Origin of the sequence: Congregibacter sp. (assembly GCF_965662665.1) — a bacterium.
Taxonomy (GTDB): Bacteria; Pseudomonadota; Gammaproteobacteria; order Pseudomonadales; family Halieaceae; genus Congregibacter.
Window position 1 is genome coordinate 12076 of sequence record NZ_CBFIIF010000007.1, and the last position, 20744, is coordinate 32819.

Sequence of the window (20744 nt, forward strand, 5' to 3'; positions counted from 1 at the left end):
AAGCCGCAGCACCTCCTAGGTCTGCGCTTTAACCTCCTGTGAGACGAACACGTTAACTATGGACAAAACATTTCAACCCGCTGAACTGGAGCAACGCTGGTACAAGAGCTGGGAAGAAGCGGGCTACTTCGCCCCGCGAGGTGGCGACGAGCCCTACTCCATCATGATCCCTCCTCCCAACGTCACGGGCAGCCTGCACATGGGACATGGTTTTCAGGAAACCATCATTGATGCCCTCGTGCGCTATCACCGCATGGTTGGCTATGACACGCTCTGGCAGGTCGGAACAGACCACGCGGGCATTGCCACGCAAATGATAGTGGAGCGTCAGCTCGTAGCCGAAGGTAAAGACCGGCACGAAATGGGCAGAGACGCTTTCATAGAAAAAGTTTGGGACTGGAAAGCCAACTCCGGTGGCACTATCACACAGCAGCTTCGTCGTCTGGGCGCTTCTCCTGACTGGTCACGAGAACGTTTCACCATGGATGACGGCCTATCCGCTGCTGTGCAGGAGACATTTATACGCTTGTATCGCGAAGGCCTGATCTACCGCGGTCAACGTCTGGTTAACTGGGATCCGGCGCTGCACACAGCCATCTCGGATCTCGAGGTCGTTTCAGAAGAGGAACAGGGCAAACTTTGGCACTTCCGCTACCCCCTCGCTGATGGCTCAGGACACCTCACCGTCGCTACCACTCGTCCCGAAACAATGCTCGGCGATGCAGCGGTAGCCGTGCATCCGGACGACGAACGCTACAAGCACCTGGTCGGCAAAGAAATCGAACTACCACTGTGCGACCGCAATATTCCGATTATCGCAGACGATTATGTTGATCCGGAGTTTGGTACTGGCTGCGTGAAGATCACGCCCGCCCATGACTTTAATGACTACGAGGTTGGGCAGCGCCACGACTTGCCACTACTGAATATTTTTGATGATGACGCCGCCATCAATGAACACGCGCCCGAGTTTTATCGCGGCATGGATCGCTTCACTGCACGCGAAAAGATCGTGGATGATTTTCGCCACTTGGGCCTCCTGGACAAGATCGATGATCACGTTCTTAAAGTTCCCCGGGGCGATCGAAGCGGCGTCGTTGTCGAGCCCTACCTCACCCAGCAGTGGTACGTGGATGCAAAAGCTCTCGCCGGCCCCGCGATACATGCGGTCGAGAGCGGGCAGATTGAGTTTGTACCCAAGCAATGGGAGAACACCTACTTCGCGTGGATGCGCGACATTCAGGACTGGTGCATCAGTCGACAGCTTTGGTGGGGCCACCGCATTCCCGCCTGGTTCGATACCCAGGGCAACATTTACGTTGGGACTGATGAGGCAAGCGTTCGCGCAGAGCACGGGCTGGATGACTCATTACCCCTACATCAGGACGAGGATGTCCTGGATACCTGGTTCTCATCAGCCTTGTGGACTTTCAGCACTCTTGGCTGGCCCGAAGACACGGAAATGCTCCAGCGCTATCACCCCACAAGCGTTCTCGTAACGGGATTTGACATCATCTTTTTCTGGGTCGCGCGCATGATCATGATGACGCTGCATCTTCGTGGAGAGGTGCCTTTCAAACAAGTCTATGTGCACGGGCTGGTGCGCGATGCCGAAGGGCAGAAGATGTCCAAATCGAAGGGCAACGTCCTGGACCCTATCGATCTTATTGACGGCATCGATCTTAAGAGCTTGGTGGAGAAGCGCACCTCCGGTCTGATGCAACCCAAGAAGGCCGAGCAGATTCGCGAAGCGACAAACCGACAGTTTCCCGAAGGCATTAATGCCTACGGCACGGATGCACTGCGATTCACTTTTTATTCTCTGGCGGCTACCGGACGTGATATCAAGTTCGACATCGGCCGGATTGAAGGCTTTCGAAACTTCTGCAACAAAATATGGAATGCGGCGCGCTACGTGCTCATGAATTGCGAAGGTCAGGACTGCGGATTAGACCCGAGCTTGCCGGTAACACTGGGCACCTCGGAGCGCTGGATAGAAAGCGAACTGCAACGCGCTATTGCGCGATTTAGACAGTCCATCACCAGCTATCGCTTCGACCTCGCGTCGCAGGCGCTGTACGACTTTATATGGAATGAATACTGCGACTGGTATCTCGAATTGTCCAAAGTAGCCTTGCGTGACGAGAGTGATCCCGCCGCTGCCCGGGGCACACGCAGAACCTTGATCCGAACACTGGAACAAAGCCTCCGGGCACTGCACCCTTTGATGCCCTTCATCACCGAAGAGATTTGGCAAAGCGTAGCGCCTCTTGCCGGGGCAACGGGCGCATCTATCATGCTCCAGGAGTTTCCAAAAGACGACGCAAACCTTATTGACGAAAGCGCAAGCGCCGACATTAACTGGCTGAAAAGCTTCTCTTTGGCTGCTAGGACTATTCGAGGAGAGATGAATATCCCTCCCGGTAAACGGCTTCCCGTTCTATTGCGCGAAGGCGATTCAGAAGACCCCGCTCGCCTTGAGGCACTGGAGCCACAACTGAAACAGCTCGCGGGGCTTGCGACCATAGAATGGCTGGATGGCGAAGCACCTGCCAGTGCCACCGGCCTGTGTGGCACACTGGAGATCCTTGTGCCGATGGCTGATCTTATAGATCGCGACGCCGAACTGGCCCGCCTCGACAAAGCCATAGAAAAACTTCAGGGAGAGTTGAAACGCATAGAAGGAAAACTGAATAATGCAGGCTTCGTGGCAAAGGCACCCGCAGAGGTGGTCGCGAAAGAAAAAGAAAAGCTGCAGTCTCAGCAAGCATCGCTAGAAAAGCTGGTACAGCAACGAGAGCAGTTGGGTAACATTCCCACATAGACTGACCGGAGAGTCAGCTAAAAAAGTAATACCGGAGAAGCACGAATGAGCGAAAGAATTAACGGCACTGTTAAGTGGTTCAACAATGCCAAAGGATTTGGATTTATCACAGGCGAAAGTTTTGACGGCGATGTCTTTGTGCATTTTCGCTCGATTCAGGGAGATGGTTTTCGCACCCTGAACGAAGGCGAGGACGTTGAATTCACATTGACCGAAGGCCCCAAAGGTCTTCAGGCCGAAGACGTCGCCAAAATTTAGTTACTCGCCTCTCTGGGGCGACCACCTTCACTTTAAGGAGTCTCATGTCTATTCCAGGCAAAGTGCTGATCGCCCTGCTTTCAGCACTCGCGGTTTCAGCCATCGCAACAACATTCTACGAAAGCCACACCATCGGCAGTCTTTTTCCTGCTGCGGCGATCGCAGCAGTGCTGGCGGTAGTACTCAGTCACCGCGCACTACCCATGCCCGCCGGACTCAATAGCAATAGTCCCGCGGCAGAAAAACCGGCAAAGTCGACAAAGGCAAAAACCAACAAGAAACCTAAATCCGATAAGAAACCCGAAAAGAAAGCCAAGAAGGCCGTCGAGAGGTCGGTGGGCGAGGCTGAGAATGGCACGGTAAAGTGGTTCAATGGCACCAAAGGCTTCGGATTCATTATTCGCGACAACGGTGATGAAATCTTTGTTCATCACCGGTCCATAGTGGGAGAAGGTCGCCGAAGCCTCCGTGACGGTGCTGCGGTAAAATATCGCGTCGTAACGACTGACAAAGGTCCCCAAGCCGAAGAAGTTGAGGCTTTGGATTAGCCGTGGCAGCTCTTCAACAACACCGCTTTCGAGGCGTTGTACTTCCCACGTCCAGTCATCCGGAGATCCGACGCACAAAGCGTGAACAGGATGCCCCGTCTATCCACGGCAACAAACTCTGGAAGTCGAGTTGCTTGCTTATCGACTATCTCCACAAGAACCCTGACCCCGCCCCCAAGCGGGTACTGGATGTAGGCTGCGGCTGGGGCATTGGTGGCATTTGGTGTGCCAAAAAGTTTGGAGCTGCAGTGACTTCCGTCGATGCAGATCCCAACGTGTTTCCATTCCTGAACGTCACTGCTGAGCTAAACAAGGTCAGCACCGTGCCCCACGTTGCGCGCTTTGAAGCACTAAACGGTAAGTTTCTCGGTGGCTTTGACACCCTCATTGCTGCGGATATCTGCTTCTGGGATGAACTTGTCGGCCCCGTAAGTAACCTCGTCAATCGGGCCATCAAAGCCGGTGTAAAGCGCATCATCATCGCCGATCCCGAGCGCCCCACTTTTCATGAGATGGCTGCTCGCTGTGTGGATCGACATGGCGGTGAACTATTGGAGTGGAACACCAAGGGCACTCTCGCTGCCCGCGGTGCGCTTCTCGTGATCAACAACTATTAGAGAAGCACTCTGGGCTTTAGTGTGCATCAGCAGCGATGCGCACTGGATGCCCCTCTTGCTCTTTAATGAGTTCTAAGCAGTCCTAAATTAGCGCACAAACATCTTATAGCTTACGCTAAGGTCGTCGGCGGAAACTACTCGGCCGTCCTTCAATACCGGTCTGTAGCGGGTCGCAGCGATGCGTCGCTGAAGCCTGACGGCTGAGCGTTGCCAGCGCTTATCGGCCATAGAGACATCTGCAAAGGCCCGACCATCCTCCCGCACGCTTAGTCGTACCTCAATGGGACCCTCGCTCCGCTGCGAACCCGGCGGCAAGAAGACGCCGTTGTCCGGCAGAGGCACAGGCGCGGAGAACCACTGCTCAGCCACTGCTTGCATGCCCCCACTGTGAAGCTCACTCCAGATGCGCTCATACAGATCGCGAGCTTCTCTGGACGATCCATGCCATTGAAGCCAATCTGCCAAGGCAAGCAGGGCCTGTGCACGCAAACGATGTTCGTCGCCGGGAATCACCGCTAACAAGTCCGTTAAAAGCGTTCTGCCCGCGCCTCGCAGCGAGCGCTGTAGATTCTCCAAACGCTCCTGCTGCAGATTAAAGTTTCGTGGATCTTCAGAACCAGGAAATCCGTTTGATCGCTCACGGAAAACAGGTTGCGGCTGAATCAGGTCCTCAATCAGATACAGAGTTTTTACCTGACTGAAGGTCGCATCCGCGAGGAGCCTAAAATCCACACCTCCAACTTGAGAGACCAAGGTTTCAAGGGTGTCTTCGTGCAGGGCGTGTAAACGGAGCAAACGTTGCATTGGATCTCTGTCCAGTCGCAATCTGAGCGCCTCCCGCTGCCAGCGGAGGTACTCCAGTGTCGCGCTCCAGCGCAAACCGTCCCAGGGCGGCTGCCCTGAACCATAAAGCCGGAAAAAATAATCGTAGCGTTCATCAAGGGTTTCGAAGTCTCCTTCTCGGCGCAAGCTCTCCAACATTGCCCAAATCAGGGGGCGCTGCGCTGTGCTATAGAGCCCCTCATTCACACGAATCAAGTGCAGCGCCCTCGCTCGGCTGCGTCTGGCAAGCTCCACAGCACCCGCGGCATCCTGAGCACGCGCAAGCTCATCGAGGGTTTCTGCGAGACTCATGGCATAGGGCCCGTCTCGATACTCCTGTTCGACAAGTCGCTCACTGAGCGCTCGAATCAGCTCCTGGGCTTCAGCGCTTTCGAGTGGCTGTATCGCCAAGCTGGCTTCTGAAGGCGCCTCCTGGGGCCAAAATTGCCCTTCCTGTACGAAATACTTTCCGTATGGCTCGCCGGCTCCCCACACCGAGGCGGAGATGAGTAAAAGCTGGGCAAGGACGACTGACGGTAATAGACGCATAGAGTGGATATAATGACGGAACTTTATGCCCGACACACCTTTTGAAACCTCATGAGCAAAAAACAACGCCGGGAAATCCCTCGCTTCGCACACCCGATAATCGAAACCCACTGCCATCTTGACTACCTTGAAGCTGATGCCCTGGCCGATGAGCTGCAAAGCGCCCGGGACGTAGGCGTGGAAAGAATCATCACCATTGCTGTCAGTCCCGATAATCTCGATACAGTGAGGGCTATCGCTCAGCGCGAAGATCGTGTGTTCTGTACTCAGGGAGTGCACCCCCACGAAGCGGAAGCCTACTCCGTCGAGGTTGGCAACCGTATTCGTGACTTCGCTTCCAGCACAAAGGTTGTCGCCATCGGCGAGATTGGCCTGGATTATTACTACGATCACGCGGATCGCGCGGTTCAGCGTCGAGTGTTCGCGGATCAGCTGGCTATTGCCGCAGACTGCGATTTACCCGTTGTTATTCACAGCCGTGACGCAGATGACGATATGCAGTCGATATTGGCTGAGCACCTGGAAAGCCTCCCCAAGCGCGGCGTCATCCACAGTTTTAGCTCGGGACTTTCCCTCGCTGAATTCGCTCTGGATGCAAACTTTATGCTTGGCTTTAATGGCATGGTCACCTTTAATCGAGCTGACAACGTCAGGGAAGCTGTAGCGATAACTCCCGTGAAGCAACTCCTGCTTGAGACCGATGCGCCCTACCTCACTCCGGTTCCCTACCGGGGACGGAGTAATGGCCCGCGCTATATACCTTTTGTCGCCGAGAAGGTGGCTGAGATCAAAGATCTTCCCATCGACGATTTATTGAGGCAGTGCTACGTCAACAGCGAACGTCTGTTTTTCTCAAGGTCAGCAGAGGCGATCGCCTAATGAGTTATGCCATTGGGCAGCGTTGGCTGAGTCACGCAGATAGCGAACTTGGACTCGGTATCATTGTCGAACTGGACGGAAGACGCGTGAGCGTCCACTTTCCCGCGGTCGAGGAAGAGCGCACCTACGCTACAGAAAATGCGCCGCTAACCCGGGTAAGGCTTCGCGAAGGAGACGCATTGCAGACGCGAGATGGTCGCAAACTGCAGGTGCTCGCCGTACACGAAGAGCAGAATCTCCTCATTTACGAGGTTGCCGGCGAGGGCCAGCGGGAATTGCTGGCCGAGCTTGATATGGATGATCACATCGATCTCGCAACCCCCCGGCAGCGTCTATTAGCCAGCCAATATGATAGCCATGCGGCATTCGCTCTGCGCATGGCCACCTGCGAGCACATTCACAGACTCCAGCAGAGCGGCCTCCGTGGACTGCTGGGAACACGCACCGCCCTACTGCCGCACCAGCTGTACGTCGCCAATGAAGTTGGAAAACGTCATGCGCCAAGGGTGCTTCTGGCAGATGAAGTTGGCTTGGGCAAAACCATAGAAGCCGGCATGATCCTTCATCGACAGCTGCTCAGTGGTGACAGCCGTCGAGTGCTTATCATGGTTCCCGAGTCACTGCAGTTCCAGTGGCTGGTAGAAATGCGTCGGCGATTTAACCTGAACTTTGCGTTGTTCGATGAGTCCCGTCTCATCGAGGCCGACGAAGGCTTAAATCCCTTCGATGAGGAGCAGCTGGTCCTGTGTTCTACAACGCTGTTCCTGGACGCCAATGCGAGAGCTCTGGCACTCGACGCTGAGTGGGACATGCTCATCGTTGATGAGGTACATCGATTAGCCTGGAGTGCTGAGTCTGTCAGCGAGGAATTCGCGTTTCTCCAGAGCATGGCCGCCCAGGTTCCCGGTTTGCTGCTACTCACCGCCACGCCGGAGCAAGTGGGTCAGGAGGCGCACTTTGCGCGCCTGGCGCTATTGGATCCCGAGCGCTTTCACGACTACTCAAGCTTTGCAGACGAGGAATCGCAGTACAAACGTTGGAGCTTGATAATCGATGCACTGGATCGCGGCGAGCTCGCAGAGGGATTGCCGTCAGACATTGATCCCAGTGCGTCACCGGAACGGCAGATAGCGGCGCTTCTGGATCGCTATGGAACAGGTCGAGTGCTGTTTCGCAACGCGCGAGCGAGTGTTGGTGGCTTCCCGAACCGAGAAATGCTCCCGCACCCGCTTCCCGCCAATGACAACCCGGTGTATAAAAATCTCTATCCGGACTTGCACATCGATACAGAGCAGTGGCTGCAGGAAGATCCACGGGTAGCCTGGCTGGTAAGCCAGCTTAAGTCACTGCGGCCAGAGAAGGTTCTGGTCATTTGCGCCAAAGCAGAAACCGCACTGGCCCTGGAGAGTTATCTGCAACTGCGAGCGGGCATTCGCTCGGCAGCCTTCCATGAGCAGTTAAGCCTCGTGGAGCGGGACCGTGCGGCAGCCTACTTCGCCGAGCAGGAGCAGGGAGCTCAGGCACTGATCTGTTCGGAGATCGGCGGTGAGGGACGCAACTTTCAGTTCGCTCAACACCTCATCCTCTTTGATCTCCCGGAGCATCCGGACCAGCTGGAACAACGCATAGGACGTCTTGACCGCATCGGCCAAAGAGATCGTATTTTTATTCATGTCCCCTATATTGAGGGCAGCGCTCAGGAAACACTGATGCGCTGGTACCACGAGGGTATCGACTTATTCAGAGCGAGCTGCTCTGCCGGCGACATGATTCTGAATGAGTTCAGGACCGCGCTCGACGAGCAACTTATCCATCAAAGCGCGGGTTTTGACGCGCTGTTGGCAGAGACCGCACTGTTCACAACGCGCACGCGTAAAGAACTCAGCGAAGGACGAGACAAACTACTGGAACGCAGCTCCTGCAATGCGGAGGAAGGCACAGCGCTGAGCACAGCAATTAGCGACATTGAAGACCCGGAGATATTGAGCACCTATCTCGAACAACTCTGTGATGTTACCGGCGTGGAACATGAAGAGCACAGTGAGAACAGCAGCATCCTTCGTCGCGGCGAACAGGAGTCCCTGGAGGTTTTTCCGGAGGTTCCCGAAGATGGATGCACGGTCACTGTCTCTCGGGACCAGGCCCTGCAGCGCGAGGACTGGATTTTCCTGGGCTGGGAGCACCCCTGGATAGAGAGTGCCATGAGCACTGTCCTCGGGAGCGCTCTGGGGCAGGCAAGCGTCGGCGCCATGACCCTCAAAGGTGTTCCCGGTGGATCGCGTCTCTACGAGCTACTGTTCACCGTATCGCTCAGCGCCCCCAGGTCGCTGGGTTTGCATCGTTATCTACCACTGGCACCCAAGCGACTGCTGTTAGATGCCAATGGACGAGACCTGAGTCAGCTGTTAACGCACGAGCGCCTGAATGCGCGCGTGGAAAAATTACCACGAGGGACAGTAAGTAAAGTCGTGAAACAACTTCGGGAAGAAATCGAAACACGTATCGACGATGCCGAACAGCGTTTTGCGAGTGAGCTGGAGTCCCGTCAGGCAGAGGCATCCGCGCAGTACAGTGAGCAACTTGAAGACGAAATCGCCCGCCTCAGCTCCCTGCGAAAGGTAAACCCGGCTATTCGCGAAGAAGAGATCGAGAACCTGCGTGATCGCCTGGCAGCTGGCTTAGCTTCCCTGGGTACAGCTCGAGCGACGCTACAGGGCGTGCGCTTGGTGATTACGCAGTAAGGCGCGTCTGCGCGCCGATTTTCCTAGGAAGAAACGTCCTGCCCACCATCAAGGACGAGTACGTGGCCCGTGACAAACGCGGCCGCCCGGGAGCAGAGATAAATAGCAGATCCCGCCGCGTCTTCCGGCGTACCAATCCGGCGCCGGGGGATCGCCTTACTGAACTCCGCTTCGTGCTCCAACATATGCGCCGTCATCTTGCTCGGAAAAAATCCGGGGGCGATGGCGTTTACGTTGACATTGCCAGGCGCCAGATCGATCGCAAGCTGCCGCGTGAGATGGTGAACCGCCGCCTTGCTCGCCGCATAGGAATAGTTCTGGAGAGCCGCATAGGAGAGTCCGTTGATGGACCCGATGTTAATCACTCGTGATGGATCCTCGTCGCTGGCGGCAGCGCGCAAAGGCATCAGCAGTGCCTGAGTGAGAAAGAACACTGACTTGACGTTGAGATCCATGACTTTATCCCAGCCACTTTCGGGAAACTCATCCCCTGGAGCTCCCCAGGAGGCACCCGCGTTATTAACCAGAATATCGATTTTGGGCTCTCGGGCGAGCAATTCGTCCGCAAAGGCCTTAACACCATCGGAGTCTGCCAGATTACCCGCTATCGCGATGCACTCACCCAAGGCCGAGAGTTCCTCGGCCGTTGCCTGTAGCTCCTCTGCGCGGCGCGCTGTGATGTAGGTTTTTACACCGTTCTCCACCAGACCCTGAGCGATCATGGCACCGATGCCCCGAGACCCACCCGTGACGACTGCCACCTTTCCCTGAAGATTAAAGAGATCTTTCATTGCCGAGGAGTTCCTGTGCTTGCGGTTGCGGTTGCTCTGGTTGAACTTCTTCAACGGTACTCACTGTTACCTTAATGTTTAGTCGCAGGTGCATGGTACAGCGCGTGAATCAACTGTTCCCGCGTATCTGCGGGATCGATCACCGCATCGATTTCCAGATGCGCGGCGGCTTCGAGAGCTTTTCCTTTATCGTAGAGCTGGCCCAATAACTTGTCGAACAATTGTTGACGCTCTTCACCGTCGCTCACAGCTTCCAGTTCCTTGCGGAAGCCCAGCCGCACGGCGCCCTCCAGACCCATTCCGCCAAACTCCCCAGTGGGCCAAGCGGCTGCAAAATCGGGGACGGCAAAGCTACCTCCCACCAGGGCCATAGCCCCCAGGCCGTAGGCTTTGCGCAGAAAGACCGCGAGAATCGGTACACGCATGGAAGCCGCACTTTCGAACAAGGCAGACATGCGATGCACCGCCGCGGCGGATTCGCTGTCGGGACCCACCATAAAACCCGGTGTATCAACCAGTGACACCACGGGAATACCTGTACGATTGCAAAGATTCAGAAATCGCGATGCCTTGTCCGATGCCTCGCTGTCTACGGCGCCACCCAACTGCTGGCAATCACTGGCCAGGACACCCACGGCGCGGCCCCCAAGCCTTGCAAAACCAGTGATAACGCTGCGGCCGAATACGCGTCGTAACTCGGTAAAACTTTCAAGATCAAACAAACGCTCGATAATATCTCTTACCGGATAACCCCAGCGACGATCTTCGGGCAATGCATCACGTAAAGGCCTCTGATCCTGGGCATTACCCGGCGGAACGTCGCCCTGGAAATACCACAGAAGGCGTTTCGCCATAGCGGTCGCATCGGCTTCATTCTCCACAAGCACGTCGATGACCCCGTTTCGCCACTGTGTGTCTGCAGGACCAATCTCGTCGGGACGAAAACTGCCCAGACCGCCGCCCTCTATCATTGCGGGACCCGCCATACCAATGCTCGAGGCTTTAGTCGCAATGCGGATATCGCCCGCACCAAATAATGCGGCGTTGCCTGCAAAGCAGTATCCGTTATTCACCACAATGCGCGGCATGCCGGTGTTCAGAGAGGCCCAGCGAGCAAAGGTGTCCACATTCAATCCCGCAATCTGTGTGGTCACATCCGTATCGCCGGGTCGGCCTCCACCACCCTCGGTATACATAATCACAGGCAATCGCTGGCGCGAGGCAATGGACAAAAGCCGATCTATCTTTGCGTGATGGAAAAAGCCCTGAGTTCCCGCAAGCACACTGTAGTCGTAAACAATCAGAGCAGTGCGGGCCTCCCCGCTGGCAAAATGTTCGCTGTTAACGTCGCCAATCCCGGTAATCACTCCGTCGCCGGGGGTTTCCTGTTGCAACTCCACATAGTCTCGACGTTGGCGCTGCGCTGCCACCGCCAAAGCGCCGTATTCCACAAAGGATCCTGAGCCGAGTAAGTCTTCGAGATTTTCTCGCGCCGTACGAAAGCCCTTCTTCCGCCGCCGCTCTACGGCGTCAGGGCGCGCCGCATCACTGCCGCGAGCGACACGCTCACGAAGCTCTCGTAACGAGGAGCGTTCTTTAGAAGTCACAAGGCTAGATCTTGGCGATTAGACATTTGCAGATAAGCCCGGGTATACAAAGCGCTCAACACCGTTATCGGCCCTTAAAGGACGGTGGACGCTTTTCGAAAAACGCCATCACGCCTTCCATGGAATCCTCACTAGAAATGCAGATATTCTGCATAGCGGCCTCTTGAGAAATCATGTCGCCAAAGTTCAGCTCGGAAGCCATGGCAACAGCCTTCTTACTAAACTGCATCGCGAGGGGTGCCTTGCTGGAAAGCTCCGCGGCCCACTCAAGGCTTAGCTGCGTCTCCTCGCCCTCTTCTACAACGCGATTACAAAGGCCCCACTCAAGGCATTGCTCTGCGTAAATCCGATCTCCGCCAACAATCACTTCAAGGGCGCGCTTGCGACCCAGTGCACGTAACAGCTGCCAGGTTGCCCCACCGTCAGGAATGAGGCCAATCGCCGCGAATGCTTGATAGAGGTAGCTGCCCTTGGCCATCACCACGAGGTCGCAGGCCATCATGTAAGCGCTGCCAATACCCGCAGCAGGTCCGCTTACTTCTGCAATCCAGAGCTTGGGTGATTCGGTGATACCAAGAATGCTCGGCTTGTATTCAGTCTTAAGCATGTGCTCCGTGGCCGTTCCACGGTCTCCCGGGTCGCCGTCAAAGTCATCCTCTAAGTCAGCCCCTGCACTAAAAGCTCTTCCTGCACCGGCAAGTACGATGACTCTCAAGGCCGGATCGGCATTCAGCGCATTCACGGCGGCCAACATATCTCTGCGCAGCGCGGCAGAAAACGTATTTAGCTTCTCGGGCCTATTCATCACCAATCTGGCAACAGGTCCGTGTCTTTCGACCAAAACGGTTTCGTAAGCCTGTTCGCTCATAAACGTATCCTTTTTTGTTCTGCTATCTTTCTGAAAACCGCGTTAGGGCGACTCATCAGTTAATGGCGCCGGCATCGCGCAATTCGACAATCTCTTGCTCTGCAAACCCCATTGCCCCCAGTACCGACTGGGTGTCCGCACCGTTGGCATGGGCACTGTGGGCCACCTTGGCTACGGTGCGAGAAAAACGTGGCGCGGGTGCAGGCTGTACAACCCCATCTAGTTCAATATAGCTGTCTCGCGCGACCGCCGCTTGATGCTGAGCAGCTTCGGTAAAACGCAGCACTGGCGCAAAACAAACGTCTGTGCCTTCCATCAAGGCACACCATTCATCACGGGTTTTTTGACGTATAACTTCGCCCAGTGCCCGCTTTTGATCGGGCCATCGCTCAGGGTTGTTCTGCTCTCCGAAATCTTGTTCTGATAACTCGGCCTTCTCGATCAGCAGCGCGTAAAACTGAGGCTCGATTGAACCGATCGATACATACTCGCCATCTGAGCACTCGTAGGTATTGTAAAAATGCGTGCCGCCATCAAGCATATTTGCCTCTCTCTCCTCGGCGTTCCAGGCGCCGGCGGCGTGAAAGGTATGGAACATCCACATAAGCTGCGCAGCGCCATCCACCATAGCCACATCAATGACTTGCCCCTGACCGGAGCTTGCTGTTTCGAGAAGTGCCGCCAACACACCGTTCACCAGCAGCATGCCACCGCCACCCATATCCCCCACAAGATTCAGTGGTGGCATGGGGCGACCCGCACCTTCACCGTTCGCATACAAGGCCCCCGTGAGGGCAATGTAGTTTATGTCGTGACCAGCAGCAGTTGCCAAAGGTCCCTCCTGCCCCCAGCCCGTCATGCGCGCAAATATGAGCTTGGGATTCCGCGCAAGACAGTCCTCAGGCCCAATGCCCAACTTTTCGCACACACCAGGACGAAAGGGATCGATAATCACATCGGCGTTTTCCACCATGCGCAGCAGAGCTTCGACGCCCTCTGCCGACTTGAGGTTCAGGACGACGGATTTTTTACCTCTACCGCTGACGCTTTCCAGTGGGGAAGGCGCATCGGCAGCGGCCCTATCTACCCGAATGACCTCAGCACCCAAATCAGCGAGCATCATGCCACCCATCGGTGCGGGGCCAATGCCTGCCAGTTCAATGACGGTATACCCGTTAAGCGGTCCCATTCGCGCTGTCCCCCAGTCTAAAAGTTACGTGTGTTGAAGGGCTGATATTTGTCGCCCAAACAGTCTCTACTCACAATGATCTTCATCACCTCCGAGCTGCCCGCATACACGGTGGCAATTTTTGCGTCGGTGAACTGTCGACTGATGGGGTACTCGTCCATGTACCCCGCTCCTCCATGCAGCTGAACGCCTACATCTGCCACCTTGACCTGAAGCTCGCTGGTGACCAGCTTGGCCTTAGCAGCATCCACGGCCGTCAGCTCTCCAGCATTGAACGCCGCGACACATTGATCAACGTAGTTCTGAGCTATATCCAGGTCTGTCCGCAGCTCTGCGAGCTTAAACTGCGTGTTTTGAAAGGCTGCGAGCGGCTTGCCAAAGGCTTTGCGCTCCTTGACGTAATCGCAGGTAAGATCCCAGGACAACTGCGCGGCGGCCAGATAACCGCAGGCACCAATCAGGCGCTCCTCGGCCAGACCTTCCATGAGGTATATAAATCCTTTGTGGGGCTCTCCCAGTACATTCGCCTTGGGCACCTTCACGTCGTTGAAAAACAGTTCCGCCGTATCCTGGGCTTTCATCCCCATTTTCTCGAGGTTTCGGCCCCGTTCAAAACCTTCCATGCCACGCTCCACAATAAATAGCGTCATGGCGTGAGGATTGTTCTCCGGATCTGTTTTTGCAGCGACAATAACAACATCCGCGTTAATGCCGTTTGAAATATAGGTTTTCGAGCCCTTGAGCACCCAATGGTTCTCTTCTTCCACAGCGGTGCTGCGCATACCGGCGAGATCACTTCCCGCATCCGGCTCGGTCATGGCGATAGCCAGTATTTTCTCGCCACTGGCACAGGGGGGTAAAAAACGCTGGCACTGCTCCTCGGTACCAAACCGCGTAAAGTACGGCCCGACCAAACGGCTGTGGAGCGTGCTGTACCAGTCGCCCACTCGCGCATAGGCAGTTTCTTCGATAATCACCTGCTCAAAACGAAAGTCAGCATCTCCCATACCACCGTATTTCTCGTCCGGCCAAACCATGAGGAAACCCCGCTCCCCCGCCTTACGAAAGGCTTCCCGATCGACAATACCTGCCTCTCGCCAAGCTTCCATATGTGGCACAATCTCGGTGCTGAGGAATTTACGATAAGCATCGCGGAACATGACCTGCTCTTCGGTAAACGCGCGTGGCAACATTGGATTTTCCTTTGCTTTCCATTCCATAAATACAGCGCAGCAGTATGGTTTTCACGTCAAAGGGCAACAATGACTGTCATTAACAGAGAAATTGACCCCAGATGACAGCGCTAGGCGGACAGTTACACAGAGCACCCTGGGCAGCGATATGAGCGCCGCAAACAACAAGGTTTCTGTATCTGTTCACTTTGCCCGAGCGATCCTGAAACATTGCCTGGACGCCGGCATCGACACCCAGTCTCTCCTGCGCCGCCAGCGCATACCTCCGCGCCTGCTACTCGAACCCCAGGCGCGGATAAGTGTCCAGCAACTCGCCGATCTACAGACCAGTGCCATGCAGGCGCTGGGTGACGAGAGTCTGGGTTACGCCGATCAGTCAGTTCCCCTGGGCACCTGGGACATGATGTGTCACGCCGTTATCACCACCCAAACGCTGGGACAGGCGCTGCACCGTTACTGCCGTTTTTTTGAAATCATGGGCGGCGGTATGCCGGTCAAGCTAGTCATCGATGAAGACGCTAGCCGTATTGAGCTTGCGCCCTCCGCCAGTGCCCACGGTGCGTACTTTTCAGAACTCTGTCTTCTCAATACTCATCGCTTCGCTTGCTGGCTCGTGCAGGAAGAACTGCCCCTGCGGGAGGTCCACTTTCAACACCCCCCCAGCACACGAGCCTTCGATTACCGCTTAATGTTCATGGGTAACCCCGTGAGCTTTGAGCAAGCAGACACCAGTCTTATCTTTGGCACCTCACTCCTCGACAAGCCTGTGATGCAAACGCCGGAATCCCTGCGCCGTTATCTCAGGCACCCGGTGTTGACTATGCTCACCACTAGTTACGACTTTAGTTGGACCGCCCGGGTCAGAGCTCAGCTTCGTCAGAATCTCTTGTTTATGCCCGAACTTCCAGACGTGGCCGCCTCTCTGGATTTACACCCCCAAACCCTGCGGCGACGCTTGGCGGCCGAAGGCAATACATTTAAGCAAATCAAAAGTGATATTCGTCGTGATACTGCGCTACATTTCTTGGGTAAACGCGCTTTAAGTGTCGAAGAGGTCGCGCACCGTGCAGGGTTCTCCGAAGCCAGCGCTTTTATCCGTGCATTCAAGGGCTGGACCGGACTCACACCCTATGCTTATAGAAAAGGGCTATAACGGGACTGTAACAGGGCTTTAGTAACTCTCATCCAAGCTACCCGTGAAATGATCGTTTACAGGAACAGAACACATCATGCCATCAGCTTTTAGCACTCTGCTTCGTTGGATCTCTCGCAGCTATGCAGTCTATCTCTTACTGTGCCTTCTTGTGGTCATGCCCGCGCTCAACATTCTGGCGCCTCGCTTGGTCAATGATGCACTCAACAGGGAGTTACGCAGTGAGCTGCTGCTATTCAATCCCTTTACGCTGACCCTCGAAGCCCGGGGCGTCACGCTGACTGAGAGTGACGGTCACATCCCCCTGGGCTTTGATAAGCTGCAGATTAATCTATCGCTAGAGAGCATCTGGTATCCCGGCGTTGTGCTTGACGCTTTTTCCGTCGAGGAACTGGATATACACGTGTTGCGTCACGCGACGGGCGAGTTTCATTTTGCCGATCTCATGGATGACAACGACACGCCTGAGACCGAAACGGAACTTCCCGGAGTCACGATCCACGACCTCCTGATAGAAGCGCACACCGTGCGCTTTACGGATAAAACAAAACAGGTTCCCTACACAACGGTTCAGCGCGACTTCCGTGTGCGCACCCAAAACCTCACAACTGTGCCTGACCGTCAGAGCGATGGAGAGCTGGTGCTCACCAGTGATGGCGGTGGACTCCTGCGGTGGAGCGGTGAGATGCAGGTTGCGGCAGGCAACAGTTATGGGCGCATCACCCTGGAAGACATTGACCTTACCCACCTCTGGCGTTACGAGGCCGACACTCTGCCGTTTATCGTAAACAGTGCGAAATTCAACGCGGTTTTGAACTACCGCGTGGATTGGAGCGGGGCTCTTGAGGCCACCTTGAGCGACAGCGAGGTACAGCTTCGCGACACTGACATCAGCCCTGCGGATCCTCTCGGTATTCCAGATACTGCGCTAAAGCTGGGTGAAGTCGCTGTCACCGGAATCGGCCTCGACTTAGCCGCTCAATCAGTAGATGTCACAGCGATTACCGTAGATGGCTTGGACATCAGCGGTTATGACGTCGAGGGCGAACCCAGCCTCCTGCCTATGCTCACTCTGGATAGTGGCGAGGACAGCAGCGATGCGGTGACAAACGAAACGGCAGCGGCCGATGACACTGCAGCACCATGGACCGTCCGCCTTGCCTCTTTTGATCTGCAAAACAGTGGCCTCACATGGCGAACCGATTACCTCGCCCCGGAGGCACTTCGCGTGGAGCCGCTAACGGTGGGGGTAAAAGATATCCACTGGCCTGCGAAAGCGGGATCTGCCTACGAGGTCGCGCTGACGATCAATGACGATACAGCCTTTGATGCGGCGGGGAGTATCAACATTGGCAGCGGCGATGGTAACGCCAAGATTGCGCTCTCCGCCTGGCCCCTCCCCTGGCTAAACCCATTGGTGAACGAACAGGCGCGGGCTCATATTGGTCGTGGAGACTTTTCGCTGCAATCAACCGCCGACATCCAGGCCTTTGCACCGACGAGTATTCTTGCAGCGCTGCAAATCGCAGACTACAGCACCGTCCTTGACGAAACCGGTGAGGAAGCCTTCACCTTTGAGTCGCTAAAATTAGACGGTATTAGCGCCGATGTGAGCGAACAGTCTCTGGTGGTAGAAAGTTTTACTCTGCAGCGTCCGGCAGGCTCACTCCACATCCGAGAGGATGGCATCATCAACGTGAATGGCATCGTACGAAATGCTCCCGAGGCCGAAGCAGATCTCAACGAGCAAGAACCTGGAGAAGAGGAATCCCCCTGGCGAGTGCAGCTTGCCAACATCCACCTTCGCGACGGACGTCTGGACTTTGCCGATGCGTCCCTGCCTCTCCCGTTTAAAACACTCATCGATGGTATTGAAGCTGATATCAAGGACGTTGATACCGCCTCCGAAAAGCCACTCAACTTGGAGTTTAAAGGCGCGGTAGACGGCTATGCTCCCGTGGTCATTCTTGGCAGTGGAAAGCCCTTTGCCGAGCGTCGGGACGGTGAACTGCGATTTACATTTAGAGGCATGGATATAGCCACCATGTCACCCTACGCGGGCACTTATGCGGGCTATTCACTTGACAGTGGCACCCTGAGTCTTGACCTTCGCTACGCCCTTGACGGCCAGACCCTCGACGGCGACAACCGCATTGTTATTTCTCAAATGGAGCTCGGCGAACCGGTAGAGAGTGAGCTTGCCATAGACGCCCCCCTCAAACTCGGCATTGCCTTGCTCACAGATCGTGACGGAGTCATCGATCTGTCAGTGCCTATCAGCGGCGATGTGGATTCTCCGGACTTTTCTTTGGGCCCGATCATCGGCCGCGCCATAAGCAATGTTATTATCAGCGCGGTAACCGCCCCCTTTAGCCTGCTTGCAGGTCTCGTGGGGAGCGATGACGATCTTGAAAACGTCGCCTTCATGCCTGGCAGTAGCGTGCTGGATCCAGACGCAGGGCGAGCAGCCGAAGCATTGGGCAAAGCCTTAACCGAACGACCTCAACTCAACTTGCGCATCGCTGGCGGCGTGAACCCTGCAGACGACAGCATGGCCCTTAAAGAGCAGCTGCTGCGAGCATCGCTCTTGGCGGAGGGCATTGATGCAGCAATGATCGATGCACAGACTGAGGCGTTTCTGAGAACGCTGGAAGTGCGTTATCAGGCATTACCCCTATCTCAGGAAAGCGAAGACGCAGACAGCGCCGAGGAGTCTCCAGTGGAGCCCGAGGCTATGTGGCTAGCCCTGATAGATCATACGACCCTGCCCACGGGAGTTTTGCAGGATTTGGGCACCGCCCGCGCCGCAACAGCGAAACGCGAACTGGTGACCATCGGCGGCATTGATCCCGAACGTATCGCAATCAGCTTTGACGCCGAACTTGTCAGTAGCGGCGTGCAAATGATCGTGGACAGCCAGGCCTTAACCAGCATCGGCGAGAGCTAAAGAGTCCTGCAGCGCACGTTTTACAAACTTGCCGTTGGCATTGCGTGGCAGCGGCTCGTCAAGCAGCCAGATGTAACGCGGCACTTTGAAGGGCGCAACAATTGCTTTGCAATGCTCGCGCAGAGCTGCCGCTTCAAGTTGCTCACCGGGTTTCACATAAATAGCGGCGCCAACCTCTTCACCCAAACGCTCGTCAGGCACTGAGAACGCCACACACTCTGCCACGGCATCGTGGCTAAACAAGGCATTCTCAACCTCAGCGCAGTAAACGTTTTCACCGCCACGCAGCACCATATCCTTGGCCCGGTCCACCAGGTAAATAAAGCCGTCATCGTCGATGTACGCTATATCCCCCGTGCGAAACCAACCATCAACAATACTTTCTGCCGTAGCTTCAGGTCTGTTCAAGTAGCCCTTTATCACTGGGGCACCGCGCACCACTAGCTCACCGATTTCATTGGCAGGCAAGTCATTACCATCGACATCGATGCATTTTGCTTCGAAGGTTGGCATTGCCGGGCCAACGCTGGTGGGCCGGTCCAGAAAAAACTCCAGTGCCAGCGCTGCAATAATTCCCGAGGTTTCGGTCAAGCCATATCCCGTATTAGGACGGGTACCCGGCATCGCAGTGGGCACTTTGCCGACCAGGTCCGGCTGCATTGCAGCTCCGCCACCGCCAATGGTCTTGAGGGAGGAAACGTCACGCTCGGCAAAATCCGGATGGATAATGAGTTCTCGAGTCATCATGGGCACGGCGCTGAACGCAGAGATTTTCTCTTTCTCGATCAAACGCAGAGCCTCGCCCGCATCCCACTTGTACATGTGCACCAGGCAGCCGCCAACCAGCGTGGTGACCTGCGCCACGCAGTTGTTCGCGGTCACGTGGAACAGCGGCGTCGCAAGCAGAGCCCTGATGGGCGCATCGCTACCGGGAGCCGCTGGCTCCTCTCCTGCCGCATAGGCCAGCGCTCGAGGCTGTACTGAATTAATAAAGGCAACATTCATCACATTGTTCACACAACTGCGATGCGTCAGCTGAGCACCCTTGGGACGCCCCGTGGTGCCTGAGGTGTAAAAAATACAGGCGTCCGAGTCTGTATCGATCTGCACGTCCGGCAGCGCGCCCTCGCCCGCCGCCAAAGACTCCCAGGTTTTCGACCAATCCGGCGCATCGCCTTTAGGCCGCACCGCGATGGTCTGAAGGTCCATGAATTTTTCGCGAATCTCACTGAAACGCTGCAGCCGTTCTTCGTCAGCGATGAGCACCTTGGGGTCGGAGTCCTGCAGTGCGTATTCCATTTCATGGGGCACCCACCAGGCATTCATGCCCACGGCAACCGCACCCATAGTGGTGATTGCCCAGTAAGCCAGCATCCACTCGGGGTAATTGCGCATGGCAATTGCGACACGATCTCCGGGCTCTACACCCATTCCAGCGAGCGCGTTCGCAATAGCCGCAACGCGCCGATGCGCCTCGGTGTAACTGATACGCTCATCCTGATAGATCAGATAGTCGTTATCGCCGTGGCCCGCTGACGCCAACCAAAGATCGCGCAGGGAGTTTGGCGCATGCACATAACTAAGGATGTCAACGCCATGGACTTCCGCGCGCTGAACCTCAAACATTTGACCGGGAGAAGTAAACTCACCCCAAGCTCTCTTTAGCTCTGCGTACATGTGCTTATTCCTGTTTATTGTAATTTGACGATCAGGCGCTGCTACCGGCACCCGCATTCGGCCCGAGAGAATAGCGGCACG

At 55.7% G+C, this 20744-nt stretch carries 15 protein-coding genes; 8 read left to right on the forward strand and 7 right to left on the reverse strand.

All coding sequences use genetic code 11. The features are described from left to right. The first annotated feature begins 58 nt into the window (after positions 1 to 58). Genes ACTG39_RS04560 through ACTG39_RS04575 form a run of 4 tightly spaced genes read left to right on the forward strand, consistent with a single transcriptional unit; the run spans position 59 to position 4247 of the window. Positions 59 to 2824 (forward strand): valine--tRNA ligase, encoded by a 2766-nt coding sequence (locus ACTG39_RS04560; protein WP_439106352.1) that lies wholly within the window; start codon positions 59 to 61, stop codon positions 2822 to 2824. A 45-nt stretch (positions 2825 to 2869) separates the two neighbouring features. Beyond that, positions 2870 to 3082, forward strand: a complete 213-nt coding sequence (locus ACTG39_RS04565) for a cold-shock protein (RefSeq protein WP_439106353.1) — start codon at positions 2870 to 2872, stop codon at positions 3080 to 3082. A 44-nt stretch (positions 3083 to 3126) separates the two neighbouring features. Beyond that, positions 3127 to 3630 (forward strand): cold-shock protein, encoded by a 504-nt coding sequence (locus ACTG39_RS04570; protein ID WP_439106354.1) that lies wholly within the window; start codon positions 3127 to 3129, stop codon positions 3628 to 3630. Positions 3631 to 3632: 2 nt separating this feature from the next. Then, positions 3633 to 4247, forward strand: a complete 615-nt coding sequence (locus ACTG39_RS04575; RefSeq protein WP_439106355.1) for a class I SAM-dependent methyltransferase — start codon at positions 3633 to 3635, stop codon at positions 4245 to 4247. Between the two features lie 87 nt (positions 4248 to 4334). Here the strand turns inward: ACTG39_RS04575 and ACTG39_RS04580 are convergent, their stop codons facing one another. Further along, positions 4335 to 5480, reverse strand: coding sequence for a hypothetical protein (locus ACTG39_RS04580; protein WP_439106356.1), 1146 nt, complete (start codon positions 5478 to 5480; stop codon positions 4335 to 4337). A gap of 189 nt (positions 5481 to 5669) precedes the next feature. Here ACTG39_RS04580 and ACTG39_RS04585 point away from each other — a divergent pair, with 189 nt between their 5' ends. Both ACTG39_RS04585 and rapA read left to right on the forward strand, forming a co-directional pair. Continuing rightward, entirely contained in the window at positions 5670 to 6497 is an 828-nt protein-coding gene (locus ACTG39_RS04585; protein WP_439106357.1) for a TatD family hydrolase, read from the forward strand. After that, the gene (rapA, locus tag ACTG39_RS04590; protein ID WP_439106358.1) at positions 6497 to 9238 is read left to right on the forward strand and encodes an RNA polymerase-associated protein RapA; all 2742 of its coding nucleotides are present in this window, start codon (positions 6497 to 6499) and stop codon (positions 9236 to 9238) included. Before ACTG39_RS04585 ends, rapA begins: the two co-directional genes overlap by 1 nt. A 23-nt stretch (positions 9239 to 9261) precedes the next feature. Here rapA and ACTG39_RS04595 read toward each other — a convergent pair whose 3' ends face one another. From ACTG39_RS04595 to ACTG39_RS04615, 5 genes are all read right to left on the reverse strand, one after another. Then, positions 9262 to 10029, reverse strand: coding sequence for an SDR family NAD(P)-dependent oxidoreductase (locus tag ACTG39_RS04595; RefSeq protein ID WP_439106359.1), 768 nt, complete (start codon positions 10027 to 10029; stop codon positions 9262 to 9264). Positions 10030 to 10100: 71 nt separating this feature from the next. After that, a complete protein-coding gene (locus ACTG39_RS04600; RefSeq protein ID WP_439106360.1) occupies positions 10101 to 11636 on the reverse strand; it encodes an acyl-CoA carboxylase subunit beta in 1536 nt (511 codons plus the stop codon). Between the two features lie 64 nt (positions 11637 to 11700). After that, positions 11701 to 12504, reverse strand: a complete 804-nt coding sequence (locus tag ACTG39_RS04605; RefSeq protein WP_439106361.1) for an enoyl-CoA hydratase/isomerase family protein — start codon at positions 12502 to 12504, stop codon at positions 11701 to 11703. A gap of 55 nt (positions 12505 to 12559) precedes the next feature. Next, entirely contained in the window at positions 12560 to 13693 is a 1134-nt protein-coding gene (locus ACTG39_RS04610) for a CaiB/BaiF CoA transferase family protein (protein WP_439106362.1), read from the reverse strand. Between the two features lie 17 nt (positions 13694 to 13710). Beyond that, on the reverse strand, positions 13711 to 14886 hold the full coding sequence (locus tag ACTG39_RS04615; protein WP_439106363.1) for an acyl-CoA dehydrogenase family protein: 1176 nt from the start codon (positions 14884 to 14886) through the stop codon (positions 13711 to 13713). A gap of 148 nt (positions 14887 to 15034) precedes the next feature. On the opposite strand from ACTG39_RS04615, the gene ACTG39_RS04620 reads away from it, so the two are divergent. Both ACTG39_RS04620 and ACTG39_RS04625 read left to right on the forward strand, forming a co-directional pair. Beyond that, complete coding sequence (locus ACTG39_RS04620) at positions 15035 to 16039, forward strand: AraC family transcriptional regulator (protein ID WP_439106364.1); 1005 nt, start codon at positions 15035 to 15037, stop codon at positions 16037 to 16039. Positions 16040 to 16115: 76 nt separating this feature from the next. Beyond that, positions 16116 to 18986 (forward strand): DUF748 domain-containing protein, encoded by a 2871-nt coding sequence (locus ACTG39_RS04625; RefSeq protein ID WP_439106365.1) that lies wholly within the window; start codon positions 16116 to 16118, stop codon positions 18984 to 18986. On the opposite strand, the gene ACTG39_RS04630 is transcribed toward ACTG39_RS04625, so the two are convergent. Further along, positions 18963 to 20663 carry a class I adenylate-forming enzyme family protein gene (locus ACTG39_RS04630; RefSeq protein ID WP_439106366.1) on the reverse strand — a complete coding sequence of 567 codons (1701 nt, stop codon included), beginning with the start codon at positions 20661 to 20663 and terminating at the stop codon, positions 18963 to 18965. The two genes, ACTG39_RS04625 and ACTG39_RS04630, sit on opposite strands and share 24 nt — an antisense overlap. Between the last annotated feature and the right edge of the window lie 81 nt (positions 20664 to 20744).

Coding starts and splice junctions, on each gene's coding strand:
- ACTG39_RS04625 (WP_439106365.1), top strand. CDS start 16,116: ATGCCATCAGCTTTTAGCACTCTGCTTCGTTGGATCTCTCGCAGCTAT.
- ACTG39_RS04610 (WP_439106362.1), bottom strand. CDS start 13,693: ATGGGACCGCTTAACGGGTATACCGTCATTGAACTGGCAGGCATTGGC.
- ACTG39_RS04585 (WP_439106357.1), top strand. CDS start 5,670: ATGAGCAAAAAACAACGCCGGGAAATCCCTCGCTTCGCACACCCGATA.
- rapA (WP_439106358.1), top strand. CDS start 6,497: ATGAGTTATGCCATTGGGCAGCGTTGGCTGAGTCACGCAGATAGCGAA.
- ACTG39_RS04620 (WP_439106364.1), top strand. CDS start 15,035: ATGAGCGCCGCAAACAACAAGGTTTCTGTATCTGTTCACTTTGCCCGA.
- ACTG39_RS04615 (WP_439106363.1), bottom strand. CDS start 14,886: ATGTTGCCACGCGCGTTTACCGAAGAGCAGGTCATGTTCCGCGATGCT.
- ACTG39_RS04565 (WP_439106353.1), top strand. CDS start 2,870: ATGAGCGAAAGAATTAACGGCACTGTTAAGTGGTTCAACAATGCCAAA.
- ACTG39_RS04605 (WP_439106361.1), bottom strand. CDS start 12,504: ATGAGCGAACAGGCTTACGAAACCGTTTTGGTCGAAAGACACGGACCT.
- ACTG39_RS04560 (WP_439106352.1), top strand. CDS start 59: ATGGACAAAACATTTCAACCCGCTGAACTGGAGCAACGCTGGTACAAG.
- ACTG39_RS04570 (WP_439106354.1), top strand. CDS start 3,127: ATGTCTATTCCAGGCAAAGTGCTGATCGCCCTGCTTTCAGCACTCGCG.
- ACTG39_RS04595 (WP_439106359.1), bottom strand. CDS start 10,029: ATGAAAGATCTCTTTAATCTTCAGGGAAAGGTGGCAGTCGTCACGGGT.
- ACTG39_RS04630 (WP_439106366.1), bottom strand. CDS start 20,663: ATGTACGCAGAGCTAAAGAGAGCTTGGGGTGAGTTTACTTCTCCCGGT.